Origin of the sequence: Magnetococcus sp. PR-3 (assembly GCF_036689865.1) — a bacterium.
Taxonomy (GTDB): Bacteria; Pseudomonadota; Magnetococcia; order Magnetococcales; family Magnetococcaceae; genus Magnetococcus.
In genome coordinates, this window is record NZ_JBAHUQ010000012.1 from 82,902 (window position 1) to 108,354 (window position 25,453).

Sequence of the window (25,453 nt, forward strand, 5' to 3'; positions counted from 1 at the left end):
AAACTTCCCAAACTTAATTCCCACGAACATCCTCCGGATAGATCCAGATACCAGGATTTTCCACCGGTAGGGTTGCCCCACTGAATGGACATTTGTAGTGACTGGGCAGTACATCCACCTCCCCTGCTTCCATGAGATATTTCATCTCCTCCACACAGAGGTATCCAAAGCGTGAGCGTGAGCCTTGAAGACCCAATTCCTCACCATTTTTCAGGAACTTCACATAACCCTGTGTCGCGAGAACGCTTAAACGATTTCGGATGGTGTCCTTGCCGCCCAATGACGCTTTGGTTTCAAACGCTTCTGTAAACTGGTTCATGGTGTACATACGGCCTGCCAGGGCTTCGTCATAGAGCAGTTGCAGGATCACGTCATGCTTGCGTCGACGTTCGGCGTCCAGCTTCTCCCCCATGCCCTGTCTGGCCAGTCGTTCATGCTGTGGATCCACCTCCGTCCACTCCCCCTCTAACTTGTCGATGACCATGGTGTGGATGGCCGGGCCATTACGCAGTTCAAACTGCAATCGACGTTCAGACCTCTCCTCATCAGGCCGGTACATAAGCAGACCGCTGGAGTAGAAGCTGCGTAGACTCCCTGCCCCGCTCAAGGCCTGAAAAGGGTCTTCCAGAAGCTGCTTCTTGCTCAGCTTACGAGTGTGATGGCTGAGGATGACGCCAGCCTCCGGGTTGATGGCATCCCGGATTCTTTCCACCCGCTCCTGAAGGAAGAAGAGCATGGCGTTGTTGTCATTCTCCCCTGCTCCATCAGGGCCACCATCAAATAGATTACGGATGGGGTCGATGCAGATGATGTCAGGCGGTTCATCTGGAAACGCCTGTTGAATGGTGGTGATGGTACGGGTAACACCGTTGCTGTTAAGCAGCATGCGCACCTTGGGAGTCATCACTAGGCGCTCCCCTGCCATGGCCAGGGCCTCCGGTGAGATCTGCAACTGCTTCATACGCTCCCGCAGGTAGTGGTATTGGATCTCAGCCTGGAGGAAAAACACCTGCAGCGGCCTGGGAGGCGCAAAGCCCAAGAACTCCATGCCCGCTGCCATGTGGACCAATAGATTAATAAGCAGATCACTCTTGCCCACCTTGGGGGCACCGCCGATCACCAACATGCCCCCAGGAGTGAGTAGCCGAGGGGCAATGAGATCCTCGGGCATGGGGGAGTCATCCGCCAACAGATCGTTCAGGGCAACATGGGGGAGCACCTCCTGGGCATTGTCTGGATCCATACCCTCTCCATTCTTCTCACAATGCTTTTCCCACAGGCGTTGCGCTTCTCCAGCCAGTCGATCCAATGGCCACGGTGGTTGCAGCATGGCGGCGTTGTATTGGCAGATCGCCTCCCACGCCTCAGCACGGTTCATCTGTCCCGTATGGGTCAACCGGATGTAGTGACCGATGGCGGCGCTGACGCCTGCAAAACGGGTCCAGGCATCCTGGGCTCCTTCCCGCACTGGGGTGGTGAGCACATCCAGAAGAGAAGGTTTGTTGGTCTCAGCGCTGTTGAAGTCCATGGCTGAGAGATCAATCCCCTCCATAGCTGGCATCTCTTCCACCGCCTCAGCCAGTTCCTGAAGGTGGTACTCCTGGTTGGTTTGGGATCGGAAGGTCACCAACCGCTGGGCCCCATATTTGTGATAGACCGACCCTGCCACTCGTATGGGCTGATGAGCCGACTGAAAGCAAGGATCCCCTCCCGCCTTCAGGGCAATCTGATGGCGGAGTTTACAGACCTGGACGACATCCTCCCCCTCAGCCGGTTCTGACAGCTTCCAGTAGAGGTGGAGCTTGTCCTGCCCCTCTGGGGTACGCCCCCCGGACGCCACAATGGCGGTAGGCTCCCCCAGGCAGTTGGTCAGATGTTTCCGTTTGGCTTCAATGTCACCTGAATCCAAATCCACCAGTACCACCTGGGTCTGGATGATGTCTTCTGCCTTGGCCCGTTTTGGCTCCGTGACTGCTCCGGGAATCACATAGAACGCCATGCCTTCACGGGCTGCCCAATTGCCGAAGGTGTGGGCCTTTTCCTCCATGGCCGCGTCGATCTCCAGCCAGATGGCGTGGGGACGCTCTTCCTCCTGCCCTCGTTCCGCAAAGCCACGCAGTGGGGCCCAGCCTTCGCAGTAACCAAACACCAGATCCAGATAGGTGTTGATGGCTTCGAAGTCAGGCTCTAGATCTACACTGGGTTCAGCAACTGACAGTGATGCAGCTGTGTTAAAATCGAGCCAGACATTCATAGCGACAGGCTCCAACAGCGGTCCTGCCAACTGCACATTCGGCATTGAAAGTGGGTGGAATCCCGAGTGATACGGGGCAACAGTTCCTGGGCCTCGGTCGCCTGGATCACCCGCACTGCTCGATCCGACATCTTCTGCGCCAGTGCAGTATCGAACGGCACCAGTTCATGATGCAGTTCTGCGGTATCCTTGTTGATGGCAGTGAACAGAGCTGGGTTGGCGGAAATCCCGTTCACCTGAGGTTCCATGTAGGCCTGATAGATGGCTATCTGTGCGGCATAGACCGGCTTGGAAACCGCTACACCCCGCTTGACCGTATCCTTCCACGACTTATTGTTGAGAGATTTACACTCCCACAGGCAGGGGAAGCCCATAAGCACACTGGGTGGACCGGACATAATGATGCCATCCACATGCCCCTGAATGCGTCCACCCGCAGCTTCAAACCCAAACTGTGCTCCATTAGGGCGATTGCCCTTGGTGGTGAACAGTTCAAAACCCGCCATGCGCAGCCATTGGATGGCCATATCCTCAAACAGATGCCCCGCCGCAAAGATGCGCAGTAGTTGACCATCAAAGCCCCGCTCCGGATCCTTGGGCGCATGGGCATACTCAAACTGCAGAGCCCGTTCGCACGCCACTCCTAAGCGAGAGGCCCCCAGGTAGTTGCGGGGTGTCTGTGCTTGGTTTTCTGCTTTCAGCGCCTGATCAATAAGGTGGTTGATGGCTGGAGCCACACCACCGGCACCATGGTTAAAGTCCAACATGGCCACCTCCTAGAACGGGATCTCACGGCTGTTGGCGAAATGATCCTGGTAGGCGGTGATCACCACCTCCACCAGTGCCAGAACCTCCTCCTTGCTGTATTCCGCCAAGGGGCGCTGCATGCCAATGCTGGCCACATACTCCCCCAATGGCTGAAGCGCTGCCGTCATGGCTGCTTTTTCAAGTTCGGTGGCATCCACCATGTCCGTTCCTCCTCGAATCATCCCCCTGGAGACCAAGCGCACCCGCCCGGCCAGATAAACCAGAACTCGGCCCCGGTTTCGTTTCATCAGGGGTTTGAAGATCTGTCTTTCTTTGAGCGGCAGCTGTTTGAATGGCACCCTTTGTCCCTTTATCCCAGGAGGCAACACGAAGAAGCCTCGCCCTGGCTCATGCCACTGGCTTGGGCATCGGGTCCATACGATTGGGCCGTTCACCTCACGCCACCTGCTGAATGTCGTGTTGATGATCCGCTTCAAAAATCAGGCGGCGAATCATCGCCTTATTGAATCGAAAGCTGAGCAGTGCTGAAGCCTGATACCGGGTCAGCCCCATATCATGGCGATAGGCCACCGGCAGGTATTGAAGCTGCTTTTCCGTAGGCGGTTGTTTCAGCCAGGAACGGCTTTTGTGGGCCGACTCATCAGTCTCATTCTCATTGAGCCAATCATCCGCTGTGGCCAGACAGATGGAACGTTCACCAACGGCCAGCAAACGGGTCGCTTGGCCCTTGGCTCCCCCTACTCCATGCCAACGGCCATTGAGGAAGAAGATCCCGCTCCAGGCGTTAAAGCCGTTGGCCATCATGGCGGCATCATCGCCAAACAGATCCACCCAGCGGAAACTAGAGCGTTTGAGCAGATCCACTTCGGACATGATGAAATCCATGACGGGCTCATCACCGGAATCAGAGCTTGGTTCCCAGAAGTAACCACACAGAGGACACTCCCTTACCCCAAGCGGAACAAGGGCCTCGCACTCTGGACATTCCTTGGTTGGCGCTTCCCCTTCTGAGGTCTGGTCGTCCAGATTGACATCCTGCTCCAAAGAGCCATGCAGCATGGATGAGGTCCCAAAATCCAACACGATACAGTCGGTTTTCACCACCCCTGGGTATTCATTGGGATCGACGATGCGTAAGCCCCGCCCCACCATCTGGATCATGGTGGACTTGTAGGAGCTGGGACGTAGCAGCACCACACAGGAGGTGGGTGGATAGTCCCACCCTTCCGTGAGTACGGCCACGTTCACCACCACCTGGGCACCCCCGTTTTCAAATCGATCCAGTGTCTCTTTGCGCTCATCATGGGAGAGCTTGCCGTGGATCATCACCGTATCCACACCGGCATCCTGAAAAGCCTCAGTCACATTGCGGGCATGATCCACCGTGGAACAGAACACCACCGTTTTTCGGCTGCCAGCTTTTTCCTCCCAGTGATCCACCACTGCCTCAGTGATGGCAGAGCGATTCATAATGCGATCCACCTCCCCCATATCGAAGTCGTCTACAGTTTTGCGAACATCCTGCAACGCTTCCTGTGCACCCACATCGATGACGAAGGTGCGTGGTGGCACCAGATGACCCGACTGGATCAACTCCCCCAGCCGTACCTGATCCGCCACATTGGAGAAGATAGGGCGAAGGCCACGGCGATCCCCCCGGTTGGGGGTGGCGGTTACCCCGTAGATATGGCAATCGGGATTATCATCCAGCGCCGCATCGATGATGCATCGATAGCTGCTGGCTGCTGCATGATGGGCCTCATCAATCACCAATAGATCCAGCTTGGGCATCCTTTCCAAATTGGAGGGGCGCGCCAGGGTGGGCACCATGGCGAAGGTGGCATCCCCCCGCCATGATTTCTCCCTGGCATCCATCACTGAAGTAGAGAGCTCCGGATTGATGCGCTCAAACTTCATACGGTTCTGGCTGGTAAGTTCATCCCGATGGGCCAGCACACAGGCCTTGCCAGGGGTCTCCTTGAGGAGGTTTCCCACCACAGCAGAGAGCATCACCGTCTTCCCTGCTCCGGTGGGTGCCACCCCCAAGGTATTACCGTGTTCGTGGAGGGCCGTTACCGACCGCTCCACGAACTGTTTCTGTCTGGGTCGCAAGATCATGCTTCACCTCCTCACTGCGCCCAACTGGGGGTTTGAGGGGGTACCGCTTCTTGTTGCTGAGGTTGTGCAGACTGTTGGGGTTGGGGTTGGGGTTGCTGCTGTTGCTGATTGGCCTGCTGCCATCCCTGGTTAGGCGGGGGAGCCGCTGGCGCAGGAGTGCTTCCACCGGCAAACCCCTGGTACTCCTTATGATCCGGCGTCACGGCAAGACGAATTTCATTCTTGTCGTCATAACCCCCCGTTCCTTTCTTTTCATCCACCTTGGCCAGGAAAACCAATCCATTCAGATCAGCCAGCCCGTTGAGTCGACGTGCCTGTTGGGCTGCAGGGGAGTTATCCTTGTCTTTCAGACCTCGTGATGAATTCAAAATGGCACGAATGAAAGAACGCCCCATATTGCCCCAATCAGGTCCCTTCTCACTGTGTAACCCAATCAAACTCCAGATCTTGCGCTTGGCATACGGGCCTTCAAGAACAACAAATTCACAATCCAAGTAGATTGCGCCGGTATCTGGGTTACGCTTCGCATACCCGCCGGTCCATCCTCGGTTAGGATCATCAAATCCACCCGGCCTGATGGTCATACGGACCGGTACAACCGTTCCTTTGGGTATAAGATCAAAGCTTTGGGCGTCTGCATCGTTGAAGTCGTTCCAGTTGCCATTCATGTCATGCTCCTTGATTGTTGTTCTGTTCGGTGGTGGTGGCTTCAGGGGGACTGAAACGCATGCGTTCGGATGCAGAAATACCGGGCTGATGGATTTTCTCCATGAGGCGTCCCAGATGGGGCTCTTCAACTACAGTGAGTCGTCCACTACGATCCTTGGCGGGATAGCTCCAGGGATTAATGGTGTGGCAGACGAAGGCACGGTAGGCATCACCCTCTTCCGGTTTGATCTCCGCCATGGTGATCACCTGATCGACGATACCGGGAAGCTCCAGCCCGGTTTTGGAACCTTCGATCTGAGGCGCGAAGAAGACCCGGTTAAAGTCGTCATGCTTCTCATCGAGGATGCCTACGAACCAGACGTTCTTGCCTCGGGTGTGCTGTAGGTGGGTGATCCAAGCGATCATCTCCTGACCGTGCAGTCCATAAGCGCCACGCAGATCGGGCTTGCCGGTTTTATCGGAGAAGGCCTGAGGTTGGCCCTTGCACCACTGAAAGCAGAGCCGCCCAGCTACGGTGATGCTGTCAACAAAGAGGGTCCTGTATTTGGCCAGTACGCTGGGGTCGCCATACTTTTGCAAAACCGCATCGTAGTGGGCTTGGCTGTAGGCTTGGTCCTCACGCAGGGCAGGATTTGGGCCGCCGATGAAGACGGCAAAGTCACGGCACTCCTCCCAGGTGCGGGGGCGGATGGTATCCCCCTGCCACCCTTCAACGGCCAGATCCCCCGCCTCCAGATCAAAAAACAGGGTGGATGGGGCATCCAGAGTCCAGAGTAGAGAAGTCTTACCGATACCGGACTTGCCGAAGATGCAGCCAGTAGATCCCCGCTGTTCTGTCATGCGCTGATCGGCGCTGATAATGGGAAGGCCACTCATTGCATGCCTCCCATGCCCATGGAGGATTGCATGGACTGGCTGGGATTACGGGTGTGGGCTAATTCGTATTGCTCCACATCCTCCAAACGGTAAACCACACGGCCACCGATTTTGATGTAGGAAGGCCCCTCATTGAGGTGCCGCCACCGTTCAAGGGTGCGATGGGATATGCCCCACCGCCGGGAAAGCTCGATTTGATTCAAATGTCTGATGGTCATCTCTATCTCCATCGCTGTGTGTTTTGCTGATGGGTGTAGGATAGAAGGGTCACGGGGAGGAAATGGGGGCCCTCAAAGGGAGGAGATCAGGGAGGAATTATGTTGACGAACGGATTGCAGATTTTTTAATACTGCAAGCCTCTACATTGATAAGAAGTGCGAGGAGATGGTTATGGAGGATGAATGTGTGGAACCGAAAACAGAGTCCGATGACCAGATAGCGTGTGCGAAAACGCCTGCCCCCTGTTGTCCCGTCTGTGGGGGAGAAGGGCCGGAGGTTCCACAGGTTACGCCGCGATTTACCCTCAAATCCTCTTTCCGGAAGGATGTGCTGGAGCACGGCCACTACCACTTTTGTGAAACTCCCACGTGTGATGTGGTCTATTTTTCCTGTGACGGTAAACAACAATTTACCACGGCGCAGTTGATTAACCGCGTGACGGTCAAGGATGAGGATCCCAAAACGCCCCTCTGTTACTGCTATCGAATCTTAAAACAACATGCCCTGAAGCAGCTTGAGAAACAGGGAAACACTGATGTGGTGGCCATGATTAAGGCCCGTATGCAGGAGCGTCCCTCCCAGTGCTTAAAGTTCAATCCCCGTGGCCGCTGTTGCACGGGGGATATCGAACAGTGGTTACAGAAACAGGGGGTGGAGCTTGCAGAAAAAAACGAAGGGGACGACCGCTGTTGCAGCAAGTCGGATGATGCGTCCTAGAGTCCTGCCCAAGATACAAACTTACAATCCATTCACTATCAGATTTTCAACCAACAAAGCCCTCTATCCCCATAGCCAATGATCTCCTTCCAAGCCTCATCAGCTCCTTTAAAGGCACGGCGGATGCTGGTGGCGTTGGACTCAGCCTCTTCCAATATCTCTGACATGTGAGATCGGGGCTCCCCCCGTTCGTAGCGGCGAACAAGCGCTTCCACAATTTTACGCTGTTTAACGCCACGAAAGCTGTAGGTTCGGCCATGCACCACAACGGAGCTGAAATCACTGCTGTAGCGGAGGGGTTCAACCTCTCGGTTTAGGGAATCCCCGCGAAGCACCCCTTCCAGAACCGGCATATCCAGTTCGATGGTTTCAGCGGTTGGATTTAGACAATCCGATAGCATCACCATGCGGTGACCACCGGGGAAGATCGGCATGGGTTTGGGCAGGTCAAAGGCGCTGGTGAGAATGAGGCCCGGGGGCTTGCCGGCCCGGTCCCTCAATCGGTTAATGATCTGTTCCAGGAGCTCCCCTCTGGATGTTCCCCTGGACAAGAAGATGGAGGCCTTTCGCTTGCCAAAACGCGCCTCGCCGAAGTCCCACAGCACTCCTTCCAGCAGCTCAATGGGTGCTGCACGTACGTTCAACCCTTGCTGAATGCTTTCAACCAACCAGTATCGGTTGACCACATAGCTCCGCATGTCTGCTTCTTCAGCAGCCACGTATTGCCCGGAATCAACGGCTACATAGCAGTAGGCTTCCCGGTCTGCATCCCACTCCACATCCACGGGCTCTTGGCCAAAGCTGTGGCGGTCCCTCACCACGTACTCAAGCGGCCCACGACTGAATGCTCCAGATTCCAACATGCGCTCGGCAAAGCCATCAGGATAATCATCCCGTAGGATATACCCAGCGATAGATGGATCCTTGGCCTCGAACTTCCTGAGTGCCAGCCGCAGCAAGGGATCTTTGAACTCCCGATAATCAGACATCACCCAGCAGGCCCCACCGCTCCAGATACTTCTCACAGATCAGGCGCTCCTTCTCTGTGGAAGTACCGAGGCTACACCCGTTGGGCAAGGTAATCTTCACCGTGATGATTTTACCCCGTGAACGCCCCTTTTCAGGGAGGAAGCGCACCGACAGCTTAGCCTGATGGATGGAGAAGGATGCCCCATCGGCCCGGCTATCCCGCTGCCAGTTAGCCATCTCTTCATATACCGTGGCCTTGGTGCGTCGGGTCGCCTCAAAGGTGACCCGCTTACTGCCGTTGTCATCGGGCCGAAGTTGCAACAGGGTGACCTTCACCGATTCAATGTGGTCTTCCGGTTCTGTGGGGAAGTCGAATGGCTTGATCAGATTGGAAAGATCATACCGGCGCAAGGGCACCCGCTTATCGGTAAAGTCAGTCTCCAGCAGGGTCTCAGCAAAGATCCGAGCAACAGCCTCCCTACTCTCTCGCCCCTGGGTGACCACTTCGATCACACCACTGTCTGCCTCATAGGTGAGGACCATTTCAAATACAGGCCGATGGGGTCTGGTGACCAGATCATCCCCTTCAAAGGCCAGCAGGCTATCGGGCAGCCCTTCCCGATAGACCACAACCTGTACCAGATGAACTGGCTCCCCCTTGAAGATGATGCGCTCACGGGGAAACACCTCCACCTTTACACGAGATGAATGGAAGTGCTCACGGATCCGCTGTTCAAACTGTTGATGATGTTCAGGGGATGCGCTAACGGTAACATCAGCCGGGCCCATGAAGCCTTCCCACATCCGCCCCAAACGACGGGTATCGGCGTAGTGGACCTCCTCAGCCCGTTTGAAGGTTTCAGGCTCGTTGAGGAACAGCCAAAGTGCCCGAGCATAGCCATTGCGCATGCCCGCCAGCGGTTCACGCTCCTGCTCCCCCACGGTGGAGAAGATGGCATCCTGCCCGGATTCGGTAGAGAGAGCATGGATACGGTCAGCGTCCAATGCCAACACGCTGCGGTCCTGAGCGTCCATCTGCTGGGCCGCTTGAATCAAGGGGGTGGCGATCTGTCGGGCGTCCGATGCCCAATCGATCTCGTGGCCAATGTGCAGACCAGCCGTAGCAAAATAAGCCTGCAAGCCATCAGGTGGTGTGTTTCGGATAAATCGTGCGATGTTAGTCATAATACCTCCACATGGTTTGATCCAATGTTGAGGTTATTATCCAACAGGTAGTGACTCACCAGATGAGCCACTGAGAGAAAAATTTCGTAATGATGCGTTTTTTTGAGGGGGGATGTCGACTCTTGGCAGTTTAGAAATGGGGCTTAGGTCACAAGATTCCCATATCCAACAACTTTTCCTGAACCACTCGGGACAGTTCATACTGCTGATGATAGCGTAGCTTTCCCGAGTTAAGCACAACCAGATCCGCCACCACTTCAGCGTGGAGGGTAAGAAACCGCTGTTCATCCTCATCACGCTCAGCTTCTGGCAGACTCTTCAACTCCTGGTAGCGCTCCTCCAACTCCTGAAGGCTATCCTCCAGCACGGTCACGATACGTTCCCGGAATCCTGCTGCTGCATCACCCGCTGCACATGGCCCGAACTCATTACAGTCCATTGAAGTATACCCGTTTTATTTAGCCTGCTTGCGTAACTACCCACCCTTCAATCGTCACCACTTACTCAGTTAGGCAACTATTATCACAGGATTTAAAGTAGGCCTCAAACTCATCCGTTGGCAGTGGCTTGCTGAAGAAGTACCCCTGTATATGCCCACACTGCTTCTGTTCAAGAAACCCTAACTGTTCTTCTGTTTCTACGCCTTCTGCAATCACAGCAAGCCGCATTGCCTTAGCCATTGAGATGATCGACTCAACAATCGCCGCATCATCGCTATCTACTGTAAGATCTCGAACGAAGGACTGATCAATCTTGAGGGAGTGTAGAGGGAATCTTTTCAGATAACTCAATGAAGAGTAACCGGTGCCAAAGTCATCAATGGAGATATAGATCCCAAGCGCCTTTAGCGCATCAATGGTCTCAATAGCTGATTCCACATCATCCATCACCACACTTTCTGTAATTTCAAGCTCAAGCAAACGCACTGGCAGCCCTGTTCGCTCTAATGTGGCTTGGACTTTATTCAACAACTCAGGATCCTGGAACTGCTTTGCAGAAAGGTTAACAGCTACGCGAAGCTCTGTGCCTGTGGTATCCAACCATGCCTTGGTTTGAGAACAAGCTGTTTCCAAAATCCATTCACCCAGTGGGATAATCAGTCCAGTTTCTTCAGCCAACGGAATAAAATCAACCGGTGAAACCATGCCTTTTGTCGGATGTATCCAGCGGATGAGAGCTTCCATACCCGAGATTTTATTACTGCCAACTTCAATCTTAGGCTGATAAAAGAGGGTGAATTGCCCCAACTCAAGTGCTTTTCTCAAATCGGCTTCAAGGGAAAGGCGTAGCTCACTTTTCAGGTTCATCTCAGGGGTATAGAATCGGAGCGTTCCTCGACCCGCATCCTTAGCTTGATACATGGCCAAATCAGCATTTTTAGTCAGCGTTTCAAAGTCATTACCATCTGCGGGGAACATGGCAATCCCAACACTTGCCCCGATAAAGACCTCATGCCCCTTAAGCTGAAATGGCTTTTGTAAAGCTTCAATAATGTGTCTTGCAACCTGACTGACCGATTCAGCACTGCCAGGATCCGGAAGGATTACTGTAAATTCATCCCCTCCTAAACGACAGACGGTATCGCTTTTACGTAGGCAGTCAACGGTACGGCTAGACACCTCAATTAAGAGTTCATCTCCAACGTCATGGCCGAAGGTGTCGTTGACATACTTAAAGCGGTCCAGATTAATGAAAAATATGGATAAGGAGCCGCCTATTCGTGAGGTTAATGACATTTCATGATTCAAACGATCACGAAAGAGAGCACGGTTTGGTAGGCTGGTAAGAGGGTCATAAAAAGCAAGCTTCTCAAGGTTTTCCTCTGTAGACTTTTGCCGACTGATATCTGTGAAAATTCCCATATAGTGGGAGATCTCGTCACGTCGATTCTTGATCGTATTGATGGTCAACCATTTGGGAAAAACCTCACCATTTTTCCGCCTATCCCAAATCTCACCTTCCCAGCGACCAGTCTGACGAATCTTGGCCCACATGGCATTATAGAACGATTTGTCATGCCTACCTGACTGGGTGACGTTGGGATTTTTTCCAATAACCTCACTTGCCGAATAACCCGTAACCTGCTCATAAGCAGGGTTCACATCAACGATTTGACCTTTATGGTCGGTAATCAAAATGGCTTCACTGGCATTTTCGATCACAAGTTTGGAGAGAATCAGCTTTTCTTCAGTACTCCGAAAATCTGTAACATCCTGTACAGTACCCCGCATATAAATGGGTGTGCCTTCCTGGTTTCTCAGTACATGTCCTATTTCCCGAACAATACGTTCATTTCCATCAGGCTGAACAACCCTGTGTTCAATTTCATACTCAATACCAGCATCCTCCAAGGATGCTGCAACAGCGTTTTGGACCAACTGTCGGTCATCTGGGTGAATGGATTCCACAAAGGCTTCATAGGTCGCCGCAAAAGCTTGTGGAGATTGACCAAAGATGCGGTAGATTTCATCTGACCAAGCCAGCGTGCCATTCTCGATATCCCAGTCCCAGTTACCGATATGGGCAATAGCCTGGGCTTTATCAAAACTCTCTTTACTCCTTTTGAGATTGATCTCCGTTTGATGGCGTTGCTCAATCTCTGCTTTGAGTTCTAACTCAGTTTGATGACGTTGATTAATCTCTGCTTTCAGCCTGCGGTTCCAATAGATGATGAAACCGATGATCAAGCCCCCGATGGTAATGGCATAGCCAACGATGGTGTAATCAACCTGCTGTGAAAAGTCGACGCGGATCCATTTATTGAAGATCTGGTCCTGCTCTTCCTGAGTGATGCTATCCAATGCCTTTTGAAGAATAGGTACCAGTTCAGGCCAGTCACTGCGGACAGCCATGGAGAGTTCAAACCGGAATGGCGTTTGCCCAGAGATCTTCAAATTAGTTAGACCGGACTCACGCATCACTTGGCTTACCACGGCAAGGTTGCCGATAAAACCGAACACCTGACCACTGGAGACCAACTCCAGGCCCTCTTTCACATTGGCCGAGGGATGGAGTGCAAGCTTGGGAAAATTCTGGACTAACAGCTCATGGGAGGCATAACTCTCGACCACAGAAACCGTATGGTTATGTTTTATAAGATCTTGGATACCATCAACAAATGACTGATCTTCCAAAGTCACAATAACCATGGGAAAGGTGAGGTAGGGCTTGGTAAAGTTGGCGTATGTTTCACGCTGGAATGTTCTTACAACACAGGAGAAAATATCCAAATCACGGTTTTCAACGGCTTTGATCATTTCAGGCCATTTACGCTGTTTGTCGATCTGAAATTGAATCCCCAACTTTTTTTCAACCAGACGCATATATTCGGCGGCCATACCCCGATAGTTTGCCTGAGGGTCGACAAACTCAAAGGGAGCCCAGTCGGTGTCCACTGCCATTCTGAATTCTGGGTGGTCTTGCAGCCAAGAACGCTCTTCTGCTGTAAGGTCAATGGTGGGGGAAGCCGTTGCATGACCAACCATTGACCATGCACAGAAGATAGAGAACAGAACCTTAGCAAGCCTAGAAAAGCTTGACCGTTTTGTAGATGAGCTTCCCATAGCAACCTCGTCATGCCATAAAAACGACTAATTCTTGCAAAGCTGAATATATCACTTTTCCTTGTACTGGGGTATTCATATAAGAGATTCAATATTCAAAAAAAACACAACATCTTGCTCCCACCTTACTGCTAAACTCCAGCCCTTATCATTTTGTTATTAGTCATACTTATTTAAGGATCAGCAGGCGTTTTGCCAGAGTCTAATACTTACTTATAGCCATTTTGAGTTTCTCTTTTACGCTTTTACGTAAGGTTGGAGGCTCCAACACCTCTACACCAGAACCATGGCGGAGGATGTCCATGATCAGTTCGGTATCGTTGGCGTAAGGCACCTTTAGGATGTAATAGCCCTCTGCATCGAATTCCCCCTCCTGCTGGGAGTGCCAATGCTGATGGGCAACCCAGCGGGCTTCTTCTGGTGAAAAACGCAAAACGGCGGTTTGCACATCGGTACCGGAGAAAATGCCATACCCCGCTCGGACATGCTCATCCAGTTGGGTACTATCCACCTCAATGGCCGGTTCGTTCAGCGACTCCACTTGCCTGATGGCATCCATACCAAAGCTGCGTAGGGCATCCCGCTCATGGCACCAAGTGTCCAAGTACCAGCTATCCCGGTAAAACACCAGCCTCTGGGGAGAAACTTCCCGATCCAAATGGTCATCCCGGCGTCGGTTATGGTGACGGATCTTCAGCCGCTTACGGGAAAGCACTCCAGCAGCTACCTCCTGAAACAGCCTGGGCTCCACTGTGCGCCCGGCGATATGTACTACGCTGATATGGTTGGCCACCTCATCAGCATTGTGGCCTCCGGATTCCAGCATAATACGCAGGCGAGTTTTCAACGGTTCGATCTGACTGCCCAGCAAGCCCGGTTGAAGATTGCTTAGCAGATGCTCCATGGTGAGAAGCGCGTAGATCTCTGAGGCGTTGAACCAGACACCCGGCAACGTCGTCTTGTCCCAGCCGTTCTTTCCCCCCTCAAAACGGTATCCACGCCCCTTACGATCCCAAATGATAGGGGCGCTAAGGCGATCCCGCAGGTATTCGATATCCCGTTTCACCGTGGCACGAGAGACCTCCATCTCCTCCACCAATTCATGAATGGAAACTGCCCGCCCTGCAGAGAGCAGGCCGGTGATGCGATAAAAGCGTTCGGTGCGATCCATAGGTACTCAACCCATCTTCTAGTTCTTCGATCCCCAAACAGATGCAAGCATCATACGCACCTTTTCGCTACGACTTATTTGTTTTCTACACTCTACATCAACCCATTGATTTCTCTGTTTCTTCGAAAGTTCTCCTGCTACATCTGGTTCCCGAACCATAAAGACGAACTCGGTCAAAAATCGGATTGGTTGGGAATCATGAAAACCGGATACGACCCAGATTTGATGAGTGCAGAAGAACGGCTGGAAGAGGTGGCTTCCATCATTGCCACAGGCATCGTTAGGCTGTTCAACAAGCGCGCAAAACAATCTGAAAACTCAGAGATTATTTGCCTGGATAAAAGCGCCGAACAGAGCGTACATGTCATGGAGAAAACAGACCACGGGAGAAGCCCATGACACAGAACATAATGAAACGATTGGCAGAACTTCCAGAGATGAGCACCCAAAAACTCAAAACCTTATGGCGCGAATTGTTTAACAAGGAGCCCCCAGGATATGACCGCCGCTTCATGATCAAGCGTTTGGCTTATCGCATCCAGGAACTGGCTTACGGAGGCCATTCGGAAGAGACCAAAGCACGACTTCAACAACTGGCCAACGATGATGTGCTTCAGGCCCGAGTACACATCAACCAACGATCAGATGGCTACCCCTTGCCGGGGACCAAACTAATTCGGGAATGGAAAGGAACCGAGCACAGCGTAACGGTTCAGGAGGGTGGATTTGAATACCAGGGACGTCCCTTTGGAAGCCTCTCAGCAGTAGCTAGGGAGATTACCGGCACCCGCTGGAATGGATGGACTTTCTTCGGCATTAAACGGCCAGGAAAGGTGAAGCAATGAACCGCAAGAAAACCACGACACCCAAAGTAAGGTGCGCCATCTACACCCGGAAGAGCACCGAAGAGGGGTTGGACATGGAGTTCAACTCTCTGGATGCTCAGCATGAAGCTTGTGCAGCCTACATTGCCAGTCAACGATCTCAAGGGTGGCACCTGCTACCGGACCGTTACGACGATGGCGGCTTTACCGGTGGTAATATGGAACGCCCTGCCCTCAAACGGCTGATGGCTGATATCGAGTCCGGCTTGGTGGACATTGTGGTCTGCTACAAGGTGGACCGCCTTTCTCGCTCCCTGCTGGATTTCTCCCAGCTTATCCAGGTATTCGAAAGACACAACACCTCCTTCGTCTCCATAACTCAGCAGTTTTCTACGACCACCTCCATGGGGCGGCTGACCCTTAACATGCTGCTGAGTTTTGCCCAGTATGAACGGGAGGTAATCGCCGAGCGGATCCGCGACAAGTTCGCAGCCTCCCGCCGTAAGGGCATGTGGATGGGGGGCGTCCCACCCCTGGGTTACGACGTTGTGGACCGGAAATTGGTGATTAACCAGGAAGAGGCGGATTTAGTGAATAAGATCTTCAAGCGCTTCACCCAGCTTGGATCTGCTACAGAACTGATGCGTGAACTTAACGATGCTGGCTACCACACCAAAGCGTGGACTACCCAGTCAGGCAAATTTCGCATAGGAAAGCCTTTTGACAAGGGGGCCCTCTACCGGATTTTGAATAACCGCACCTATCTGGGGGAAGCAGTACACAAGGACCAAGCCTATCCGGGAGAGCATGAGGCAATCATATCTCAGGATTTATGGCAGCGGGTACGTAGTATCAATGCTCGAAACAGCCATCAAAGGGCAAACGCTAGCCGTATTCAAACCAGCTCCCCCTTAAAAGGGATCATCCGCTGTGGCCACTGCAACCGCTCCATGAAGCCCAGCCACACCCGTAAGAAGGGACGGCAGTACCGTTACTACACCTGCATGAAAGCCACTAAGAGCGGCCACTCGGCCTGCCCAGTGAGAAGCGTGCCTGCGGGAGAAATAGAAAACATCGTTTTGGATCAGATTCAATCCATTCTGACCACGCCAGAGATGGTGGTGAAGATCTGGCGCTCTGCCAACCAAGAAGGGATCTCCATGACTGAACGTGAGGTGGTTGCAACTCTACAGAGCATACCCCCCATCTGGGAAGAACTATTCCCCTTGGAACAGTCCCGCTTGATTCAGCTACTGGTCACCCGAGCAGAAGTGACCACCAGCGGCCTGGAGTTGGAAATTCGCGGAGATGGCCTGGAAGGATTGATCAAAGAATTGCGGGAGGAAGAACTATGCACACTGAACTAAGCCCCGACGGGCGTAACATCATCATCCGTATCCCGCTGCACCTCAAAAGGCAAGGAGGGCGCAAGAAGGTCCTTCCCCCTCAAGGAATTGATAGCATTTTTGCTGAGCCACATGTGCAAGATGAGGCTCTACTCAAAGCCCTGGGGCGTGCGCATCGTTGGTTGAATATGTTGGAGAATGGCAAGGCTGCATCCATCAAAGCGCTTGCAGCAAAAGAAGATATGGACCCCTCTTACATCATGCGTACTTTGCGTTTGACTCTGCTGGCCCCTGACATCGTCAAACAAATTTTGGATGGTCGTAAACCAGAAAACATCACGTTGGAGCGCTTTCGAAAATCGTTTCCACAGGCATGGAAAAAACAGCATGTCTATTTTTTAATATCTAAAGGAAACATATATTTGTGAGTTCTGCAATTCAACTTACTGTAATGAGACAACAACACTTCATTACCATCACAACTCAAAAGGGGCCCAATTAATTTGTTGAGGATAGATTATAATTCATCCGTTCAGCTAAACCCCCTAAAAATGCTAATAGCTCCTTTTTCTTAATGGGTTTGGTCAGATGACCATCACAGCCTGCATCCAGGCTATGTTGATTAGCTTCTGAAAAAGCATGGGCAGAAAGTGCATAAATAGGGACTTTAGAACGTGAATTTTCTTGCTCCCAGGCTCGGATTTCCCGAGTAGCTGTGTAACCATCCATTTCTGGCATCTGGACATCCATGAGTACCAAGTGATAGTTGGTGCCCTGCCGAAACGCTTGAACAGCATCCAACCCATTGGTCACAAAAGTAAGCTGGTGGGGACTATTCTTTAGATAGGCTTTAAGCAGCGTGATATTGTCTTCGGCATCTTCGGCAATCAAGATGTTTAGTGATGTGATCTTCTCTTCCGTCAAAGGCTTTTTTTGGACTGCCCTTGAAACATGTTGATCAGGCTTGGCCTTTGGCAAAGGGATCGAAAATGAAAAGCTACTACCCTTATTTTCTACACTGGTAACACGAATCGTCCCCTTCATTTTTTCAATGATTCTTTGACAGATGGTCAAACCCAACCCAGTCCCACCAAATCTACGACTGATACTTGAATCCGCCTGTGAAAAGGGTTTGAAAATTATGTCGAGCATTTTATCTGGAATACCTATGCCCGTATCCTTTACGCTGAAAAGACAGTGACCCTGGTCGTCCGGCTCTACTTGAATATCAATGCCACCCCTAGAGGTAAACTTCAGTGCGTTTCCTGTCAGGTTTATTAATACCTGACGTAATCGGGACATATCACCCACTACCCACTCGGGAATGAGAGGGTCGATCGAGATGGTTAATCGCAACCCTTTTTCACGGGCTGGATAGATAAAAATATTATCGATTTCACTAATGAGCGCCCTCACCTGGAAGGCTTGTGACTCCAACATCAATTGACCGGATTCAATTTTTGAAAGATCTAAAATATCATTAATCAAAGCTAACAGCCCTTCGCCAGCACTATGAGAGACCTCAAGATAGTGCTGCCGTTCGGTATCTTGTTCGCTTTCAAGAAGCAACTCTGCCATACCCAGGATCACATTCATTGGGGTACGAATCTCATGACTCATCGTGGCAAGAAATTCGGTTTTTGCACGACTGGCTTGTTCAGCTTGACGCTTAGCTTCTTCTGCTTGTGCTTTAGCTTTTTCAAGCTCCGCCTGAGCTTTTTTTAGATCTGTAATATCCTTATGGATTCCACTCATTCTCAACGGAGATCCACTATTATCTCGGGCCATTACGCGCCCACTGTTTAGAATCCAAACCCAATACCCCTGCTTATGGCGCATTCTAAGTTCAAGCTCAAATTTCGAATCAATATTTTCCAGATGTGCACGCAGAGCTTCCTGAGCCTTCTGTTTATCATCTGGATGGATTAACGCTTGCCAGCTCTGAAGAGTAGGATTGATCTCTTCTCGATCATAACCCAGCATGGCAAGCCATTCATCACTGAGAAACGCATCATCCGTTACGGGATCCCAATCCCAAAAACCTGTATTAGAAGCTGCTAAAGAGATCTTCAACCTCTCTTCACTCTCTTTAAGGGTCTTTTCTGCTTTTAACCTGGCACTAATGTCACGGAACACCACGACCGCACCGACGATCTCAGACTCTTCCCGGATAGGGGCCACCTTGAACTCAACAGGAATGGCGTCACCATTACGGGTCCAAAAGGTATCATCATCGACAAACCGGACAACACCATCCTGAGTCGTTTTTAAAACTGGACATTCTTCTGGGCGATATTGCTCACCATCAGGATGGGCATAGTGGATTCGTTCATGTTGGGGGTTCTGTAAAAGCTCTTTGGCTGACCATCCCAATGATTTTTCAGCTGCTGGATTAAGGAATGTCATACACCCTTGTCGATCCACACCGAATATACCGTCCCCCACGGCATTAAGAATGGATTCGTTATAGCGGCTTAATCTTTCGATCGCCTGTTCGGCCTCTTTTCTTTTTGTAATATCCTCCTTTACAGCAATGTAATGCGTGCTAACACCATCTCCATCACGTATAGGGGAAATGGAAGCGTGTTCCCAATAGATACTGCCGTCCTTCCGTTTGTTCGCAAAAACACCTGTCCATTGACGCCCTTGTGAAATTGTTTTCCACAACTCTGTATAGTACGACTTGGGTTGCAAACCAGAACTTAGAACGCGAGGATTTTGCCCTTTAACTTCCTCCGCATGATATCCAGTAACCTGTTCAAAGTGCGGGTTTACATATTCAATGGCTCCTGTCAAATCAGTGATGACAACGGAGACAGGAGCCTGTTCCACAGCTCTCCGCAATTGGCGCATTTCACGTGTCAACTCGAGATGACTGGAAACATCCTGAAAGACCAATACCAAGCCACTCTCGCGATTCGAGTGGTCAATAGAGGTGAGTGAAAAATTGACTTGGCGTGACTCACCACTAGTAGAAAGGAGCTGTAATTCTTCATAGCTGACTGGCGATTGTCGTGCTTCTTCAAATACAAACCGACCGTCCGTGATGCTGTTACCACTCACTGGCAGCCTAAACCTATCCAGTATTTGCTTACCGAGAAGTGCCGTTTCTTTTTCTCCGATCAGCCTTTCCGCTTCTTTGTTCACAACCTCAACACGGCCATCATGATCGAGACCGCACACCCCTTCATGCAAAGCTCCGAGCAGATTGATCAAGTGGGTTCTTCTTATAATGGTTGCAAATCGAAGCAAATCTCCCTCTGACGTTAAAGGACGAATATCAAGCTGTACGGTACAGGGCAAAACACCACCTGAATAAGTATGCAAACTGGCATCAAATTCTGTTGCCTTATTTTGTTCAAGCAGAGTGGTAATGCGCTTACGTACTTCAGAGCCCACAAAAAAACGCGTAAAAGGCTCCCCTTTAAATGTCCTTCCCTCCCCACCCAACATCACTTCTAAAGCAGGATTCACCTCAAGAATGCTTCCATGCTTATCAAGCAATACAAGACCTTGACTCATTGATTGAATGATCGTGTTGAAACGTTTATCTGAAGCCATGAGCCTACGGCTGGCAAAGGTCGATGCAAGCGCTAAAAGTATGATCAGGCTGGTAACAGCAGCAACAGCCCAAGCCAACATGGTGGGGTTATTTGGATTGATATTATTTTGGCTACCGCTAGGTATAAAATAGGCGGCTTCCATCGCGGTATAGTGCATGCCAGATATGGCCGACCCCATCACAACGGAACTGATGATCTGTTGCCACCTTTGGCCTAAAGAAAAAGGCATATCACGGACAGTAAAACGTATGGCCAGGGCAATGATAGCCAATAGAACAGCCACCACGATTGAAGCTAAAAACCAAGCCAAGTCATAGCGCAAGATGCCATCAAGACGCATGGCCGCCATGCCAGTATAGTGCATGGTACCAATACCACCCCCCATCACCAAACCACTTCCCAAAAGCTTGAGACGTGACAAGGTTGAGCGACTGATTACCTGCAGAGCTACGGCAGCAGCCAAAACACCGGGTAGCATTGAAAAAAAGGTGATGAATGGATCGTAAAAAATTCCGCAATCTAATTTAAAAGCCAGCATACCAATGAAGTGCATGGCCCAGATACCTGCACCCAAAGCCAAAGCTCCAAGAATAAGCCAGACGTAGTAGCCCTTTCCTGTTTTGGCACTTTCACGCATCCTTCCTGACAAATAGAAAGATACCCACGATGCAAAAATGGCAATAAATATGGAGATGGTCACCAAAAAGGGATCATAGCTACTCTCGTAGGCACGGAAGGTCTCCTCTGGTCCAGAAAGGAAACTCAAATATGGGCCAAGATCCATTCAAACCTCCTTCTCTTCATCGCCTAGAGATATTTTCAGACTACAAGAGGCACTGACAGTCTGTCATATATCTAATCCAATATATTAGCAGACAGCTCCTCGCATTCACACAAAGGAGATCACGAAAACTCACAAAGTCTTATGATGTAAACTTATATCTTAAAACAATCGAAAAATGGGCGTAGAACATAGACACCTTATCCAATGTAAAATATTGAGTTCGACTCTAGACCTTTTTGCACCCACTTTTTTTGGAAAAACGGTCCAAACCTAGAAACACATAAACCATTGATATTAAAAATCCTTGCCCGGTCTATTTTAGCGCTTCAAAACGGACCGGGTCTGTTTTGGCCAGAGAAAGAGAGAGTATTCGGAGAGATAAGGGCCAGAATTTGGCAGAGGCGGTCTGAAATGCTAACGGCTCCCCGCAGACAGTGAGTTACGCTATCCATTGGAATAATTGGCGAAATTAGGGCACAAAAAAACCGTCGCAGAGGACGGTTTCTTGTCAGAGACAGGTTCTCTGGGACCTAACTGGTGGAGGTGCCGGGAGTCGAACCCGGGTCCGCAATATGTATTAAGATAGAAGGAATTACGACCATTTTGCCAACCCTCCTGCTTTGTGGCGTTTCAGGCTGGCTGACCACAAAGCCCCCGTTACCTCGGAGAACTGGGTGTCCCTGGATTTCAACCGGCCTACACAATTCCGGCTTAACCCTGCTAAAAGCTTCTGTTGCCGGGTCCGGGTTCAGACCCCGCTAACGCAGACTGTTTTAGGCAGCTGCGAGAGCCGGAGCGTAGTGCTCGTCATTGGCAATTGTAAAAGTTGGTCCTTATACGTCGGTACCATTCCGGGCCGCCTTACTAGCCGTTCCATACCCCGTCGAAGCCAGTTCACCCCCACAAGGCCTGAAAATATGCTATCAGGATATTTCAGGCTATCACTTTAAAGCATCATAGACAATCTCTAATCCATTCATCACCCCAAGCCTGCCTGTGAAAAACCCCAAAATCAGTTTTTTTCATCCCTTGATATCGTTCACCCTTGCCCGTAGCTCAAAGTTCAGCCACCATGCGCCACTATGGATAAAATTCTCGTCCGTGGCGGACACCCCCTTGAAGGTACTATTCCCATCAGCGGCGCAAAAAACGCCTGCCTGCCAGAGCTGGCGGCTACCCTGCTGACAGAGGAAACCGTAACCCTGCGCAACATTCCCCACCTGCGGGATGTGACCACCATGCTGGAATTGCTGGGGCAACACGGCGCTGCCATTACCATTGATGAAAAACTTGGGGTGGCCATCGACTGCAGTAACATTAACAACACCATGGCCCCCTATGACTTGGTGCGTACCATGCGCGCCTCTGTTCTGGTTATGGGTCCATTGGTTGCACGGTGTGGGCACGCAGAGATCTCCCTTCCAGGCGGCTGCGCCATTGGCTCACGCCCCATCAACCTACATCTGCGTGGTTTAGAGCAGATGGGGGCAGATGTCACGCTGGAAGATGGTTATGTTCGTATCAAGGCGGGTCGCCTAAAGGGTGCCCATATTGTGTTTGATCTGGTCACTGTAACCGGAACAGAGAACCTGCTGATGGCAGCAGCTCTGGCCGACGGTACCACGATCTTAGACAACGCGGCGGCGGAACCTGAGGTTGTTGATCTGGCCAACCTGCTTAACTCAATGGGTGCAAAGATCCAGGGTGCAGGTACACGGACCATCACGGTTGAGGGGGTTCATAAGCTTCACGGAACCACCCATGATATTTTGCCAGACCGCATTGAGACCGGAACCTTTATGGTTGCTGCTGCCGTAACTGGTGGTGATATTACCATGACGGGCACCCACCCAGCGCTGCTTGAAGCTCATATTGCCAAGATGCGTGAAGCAGGCTGCCAAGTGGATGAGATGGATAAGGCCATTCGGGTACAAGCGGAACCTGGCGCCCTTCAGGCTGTGGACATCACCACCCTGCCCCACCCCGGCTTCCCCACCGATTTACAAGCACAGATGATGGTGCTGTTAACGGTGGCCAATGGTGCAGGACAGGTTAAAGAGACTATTTTTGAAAACCGCTATATGCACGTCTCTGAACTACAGCGTATGGGGGCTGACATCACCGTACAGGGCAACACAGCTGTTGTGCGCGGTGTTCCTCAATTACGCGGTGCACCTGTTATGGCGACAGATCTACGCGCTTCAGCCTCATTGGTCTTGGCTGGCTTATGCGCAGAGGGTGAGACCTTAATTTCCCGTGTTTATCACATTGACCGGGGATATGAGCGGATTGAAGAGAAACTCAAGGCATTGGGGGCGGATATCCAGCGACTGGGTCGCTAGAGTTTGCACAAAAGCTAAGAAGACCCCCAAATTATAAGCCCGGATCATCAGATCCGGGCTTAACTTTTTCTAAGTGTGCCGTTTAACCCTTAAACTTGGCAGAGCCCCACCCGCTTATTTCTATCTTCTGTATTGAAGAGATAGAGCAACACCGACCACCCGGAATACCACCTTATTTCAACAGCTTCACAATCCACATTGAAATACTTTCAACGGCATTTCGCGGTCATGGGTCGCACCATGCATAGTCAATGGCAAGTAAGCCAACCTAAAAAACAGGAGATCATAAAACCCTCTGAGATGGATGGATACAGGGCCAAATATCAACGCTCCCCCTTCCCCATGAGAACAAACGCTGTTAGAGCTTTTCAGCCACTCGCCATTCAACCTCTTTGAGCGAAACAACCACGTTTCATCACTCGACGAGCCGCCTTCGATCGTTACGCCCGAAAAATAAAACATGGTTCGATATGATCACCATGCATGCGGATAAAAACACAGAGCTCATCTTTTGAAACAAACATGGAACAGATAGATTGGACAACCCTACCAACAAAAACGCCATTAAAAGAGAGAAGCCCCTAAGATTCATCACACCCAGTCTGTACTCATGGTGAATAGGGAGAGAAACTAAGGGTGAATATGTCAGGCTTTTAAAGTCATCTCTTGATCTATCATTTTTCTTTTGAGTATCGATCCAGCCCTCCGTACAATATGCCCCTTCGTAAATAGAACGTATTTCTGACATAGACGGAATTTCCATGAGCGACCTGACCCTCACCACCCTGCGCACCACTGATACCGATTTTGAATCCCGTTTCAAGGATCTTATAACCTGGAACGCTGGAGACATGGCCGATATTGAAAGCCGGGTTGCGGCTATTATTGCGGATGTACGTCAACGTGGAGATGCTGCGGTTATTGAGTACAGCCACCGTTTTGACCGCATTGAGTTAACACCTGAAGGCATGGCGTTTACCGAAGCTGAGCTGGAAGATGCGCTGGCAAATGTACCAGAAGAGGTCTATAAAGCGCTGGAGTTAGCAGCACAGCGTATTTTTGACTACCACAGCTGGCAGCTCCCCCAGATGGGCATTCAAGAATTTATGGATTCTTCGGGTACGCTACTGGGGCAACGGGTACAGGCTGTTAAAAAAGCCGGGCTATATGTTCCTGGTGGCTTGGCCAGCTACCCCTCCTCGGTACTGATGAATGCAATCCCCGCCAAAGTTGCTGGGGTTGAAGAGCTTGTTATGGTGGTCCCCACACCAGACAACCAGGTAAACCCCGCCATTTTAGCCGCAGCCAAATTGGCTGGGGTGGATAAGATTTTCCGTATTGGTGGCGCGCAAGCTGTTGCTGCTATGGCCTATGGTACGGAGCAAGTACCCAGCGTAGATGTGATTGTGGGTCCAGGTAATATCTATGTGGCTACAGCCAAGCGACAGGTATATGGCAAAGTCGGTATTGATATGATTGCGGGGCCATCCGAAATTTTGGTGATTGCCGACAACCAAAACGACCCTAAATGGATTGCAGCAGACCTGCTCTCCCAAGCGGAACATGATACCGACGCCCAATCCATTTTGGTTACGGATGACGCCACGTTTGCTGAACAGGTTCGTCAGGCCATGGCAGAACACCTCAGCACCCTCTCCCGTTCTGAAATTGCCCATCAATCCATTACGGAACGTGGTGGTATTATTTTAGTCAAAGATCTTGAGGAAGGTGCGGCCATTGCCTCCCGCGTTGCCCCCGAGCATTTGGAGCTGGCCGTGACCGATCCACGCCGTTTGATGCATAAAATTGATCATGCTGGTGCCATCTTCATGGGACGTCACACCCCCGAACCCATTGGGGATTATGTGGCTGGACCAAACCATGTATTGCCAACCAATGGAACGGCGCGTTTTTCCAGCCCACTGGGTGTGCATGACTTTATTAAACGAACCAGTTTAATTGGATGCACCGCAGATTCATTTTCCAGCATTGGACCAGCAGCCTCAGCCTTAGCAGGTTCTGAAGGTTTGACAGCCCATAAGCTGAGTGTGGATCTAAGGATGAAAAAGCCATAACTGGGTAGAG

Annotated in this window: 20 protein-coding genes and 1 other RNA gene; 7 read left to right on the forward strand and 14 right to left on the reverse strand. The window is 51.2% G+C overall.

Going from position 1 to position 25,453, the window contains the following annotated elements; all coding sequences use genetic code 11:
* Window positions 1–13: 13 nt before the first annotated feature.
* The 7 genes from V5T57_RS08670 to V5T57_RS08700 form a co-directional block, all read right to left on the reverse strand.
* A complete protein-coding gene (locus tag V5T57_RS08670; RefSeq protein ID WP_332890802.1) occupies window positions 14–2,254 on the reverse strand; it encodes an AAA family ATPase in 2,241 nt (746 codons plus the stop codon).
* The gene (locus tag V5T57_RS08675) at window positions 2,251–3,021 is read right to left on the reverse strand and encodes a hypothetical protein (RefSeq protein WP_332890803.1); all 771 of its coding nucleotides are present in this window, start codon (window positions 3,019–3,021) and stop codon (window positions 2,251–2,253) included. The genes V5T57_RS08670 and V5T57_RS08675 overlap by 4 nt, the downstream gene beginning before the upstream one ends.
* A 9-nt stretch (window positions 3,022–3,030) precedes the next feature.
* A complete protein-coding gene (locus V5T57_RS08680; protein ID WP_332890804.1) occupies window positions 3,031–3,222 on the reverse strand; it encodes a DUF6511 domain-containing protein in 192 nt (63 codons plus the stop codon).
* A gap of 235 nt (window positions 3,223–3,457) precedes the next feature.
* Entirely contained in the window at window positions 3,458–5,140 is a 1,683-nt protein-coding gene (locus V5T57_RS08685) for a DEAD/DEAH box helicase (RefSeq protein WP_332890805.1), read from the reverse strand.
* 11 nt (window positions 5,141–5,151) lie between these two features.
* The gene (locus tag V5T57_RS08690) at window positions 5,152–5,808 is read right to left on the reverse strand and encodes a hypothetical protein (protein ID WP_332890806.1); all 657 of its coding nucleotides are present in this window, start codon (window positions 5,806–5,808) and stop codon (window positions 5,152–5,154) included.
* Window position 5,809: 1 nt separating this feature from the next.
* Complete coding sequence (locus V5T57_RS08695) at window positions 5,810–6,685, reverse strand: ATP-binding protein (RefSeq protein WP_332890807.1); 876 nt, start codon at window positions 6,683–6,685, stop codon at window positions 5,810–5,812.
* Complete coding sequence (locus tag V5T57_RS08700; protein ID WP_332890808.1) at window positions 6,682–6,903, reverse strand: helix-turn-helix transcriptional regulator; 222 nt, start codon at window positions 6,901–6,903, stop codon at window positions 6,682–6,684. Before V5T57_RS08700 ends, V5T57_RS08695 begins: the two co-directional genes overlap by 4 nt.
* Window positions 6,904–7,075: 172 nt before the next feature.
* Between V5T57_RS08700 and V5T57_RS08705 the strand changes: the two genes are divergently transcribed.
* Entirely contained in the window at window positions 7,076–7,621 is a 546-nt protein-coding gene (locus tag V5T57_RS08705) for a hypothetical protein (RefSeq protein ID WP_332890809.1), read from the forward strand.
* A gap of 38 nt (window positions 7,622–7,659) precedes the next feature.
* On the opposite strand, the gene V5T57_RS08710 is transcribed toward V5T57_RS08705, so the two are convergent.
* From V5T57_RS08710 to V5T57_RS08730, 5 genes are all read right to left on the reverse strand, one after another.
* The gene (locus tag V5T57_RS08710) at window positions 7,660–8,610 is read right to left on the reverse strand and encodes a hypothetical protein (protein WP_332890810.1); all 951 of its coding nucleotides are present in this window, start codon (window positions 8,608–8,610) and stop codon (window positions 7,660–7,662) included.
* Window positions 8,603–9,775, reverse strand: coding sequence for a hypothetical protein (locus V5T57_RS08715; RefSeq protein WP_332890811.1), 1,173 nt, complete (start codon window positions 9,773–9,775; stop codon window positions 8,603–8,605). Before V5T57_RS08715 ends, V5T57_RS08710 begins: the two co-directional genes overlap by 8 nt.
* Before the next feature lie 148 nt (window positions 9,776–9,923).
* Window positions 9,924–10,214, reverse strand: coding sequence for a hypothetical protein (locus tag V5T57_RS08720; RefSeq protein WP_332890812.1), 291 nt, complete (start codon window positions 10,212–10,214; stop codon window positions 9,924–9,926).
* 61 nt (window positions 10,215–10,275) lie between these two features.
* The gene (locus V5T57_RS08725) at window positions 10,276–13,260 is read right to left on the reverse strand and encodes an EAL domain-containing protein (RefSeq protein ID WP_332890813.1); all 2,985 of its coding nucleotides are present in this window, start codon (window positions 13,258–13,260) and stop codon (window positions 10,276–10,278) included.
* A 280-nt stretch (window positions 13,261–13,540) separates the two neighbouring features.
* Window positions 13,541–14,509: a helix-turn-helix transcriptional regulator gene (locus tag V5T57_RS08730; RefSeq protein WP_332890814.1), complete on the reverse strand. Its 969-nt coding sequence runs from the start codon at window positions 14,507–14,509 to the stop codon at window positions 13,541–13,543.
* Between the two features lie 198 nt (window positions 14,510–14,707).
* On the opposite strand from V5T57_RS08730, the gene V5T57_RS08735 reads away from it, so the two are divergent.
* From V5T57_RS08735 to V5T57_RS08750, 4 genes are read left to right on the forward strand one after another with little or no spacing between them, the layout of a single operon-like run.
* Window positions 14,708–14,908 carry a hypothetical protein gene (locus V5T57_RS08735; RefSeq protein WP_332890815.1) on the forward strand — a complete coding sequence of 67 codons (201 nt, stop codon included), beginning with the start codon at window positions 14,708–14,710 and terminating at the stop codon, window positions 14,906–14,908.
* Window positions 14,905–15,354 (forward strand): DUF2924 domain-containing protein, encoded by a 450-nt coding sequence (locus V5T57_RS08740; RefSeq protein ID WP_332890816.1) that lies wholly within the window; start codon window positions 14,905–14,907, stop codon window positions 15,352–15,354. The genes V5T57_RS08735 and V5T57_RS08740 overlap by 4 nt, the downstream gene beginning before the upstream one ends.
* Window positions 15,351–16,700: a recombinase family protein gene (locus V5T57_RS08745; protein WP_332890817.1), complete on the forward strand. Its 1,350-nt coding sequence runs from the start codon at window positions 15,351–15,353 to the stop codon at window positions 16,698–16,700. The genes V5T57_RS08740 and V5T57_RS08745 overlap by 4 nt, the downstream gene beginning before the upstream one ends.
* Complete coding sequence (locus V5T57_RS08750) at window positions 16,685–17,107, forward strand: hypothetical protein (RefSeq protein WP_332890818.1); 423 nt, start codon at window positions 16,685–16,687, stop codon at window positions 17,105–17,107. The genes V5T57_RS08745 and V5T57_RS08750 overlap by 16 nt, the downstream gene beginning before the upstream one ends.
* 70 nt (window positions 17,108–17,177) lie before the next feature.
* Here the strand turns inward: V5T57_RS08750 and V5T57_RS08755 are convergent, their stop codons facing one another.
* A complete protein-coding gene (locus V5T57_RS08755; protein WP_332890819.1) occupies window positions 17,178–21,026 on the reverse strand; it encodes a PAS domain S-box protein in 3,849 nt (1,282 codons plus the stop codon).
* Window positions 21,027–21,561: 535 nt separating this feature from the next.
* Window positions 21,562–21,928: a transfer-messenger RNA gene (ssrA, locus tag V5T57_RS08760) on the reverse strand.
* Window positions 21,929–22,108: 180 nt separating this feature from the next.
* Here ssrA and murA point away from each other — a divergent pair.
* A complete protein-coding gene (gene murA, locus V5T57_RS08765; RefSeq protein ID WP_332890820.1) occupies window positions 22,109–23,368 on the forward strand; it encodes a UDP-N-acetylglucosamine 1-carboxyvinyltransferase in 1,260 nt (419 codons plus the stop codon).
* A gap of 761 nt (window positions 23,369–24,129) precedes the next feature.
* Complete coding sequence (gene hisD / locus V5T57_RS08770) at window positions 24,130–25,443, forward strand: histidinol dehydrogenase (RefSeq protein WP_332890821.1); 1,314 nt, start codon at window positions 24,130–24,132, stop codon at window positions 25,441–25,443.
* The last annotated feature ends 10 nt before the right edge of the window (window positions 25,444–25,453 follow it).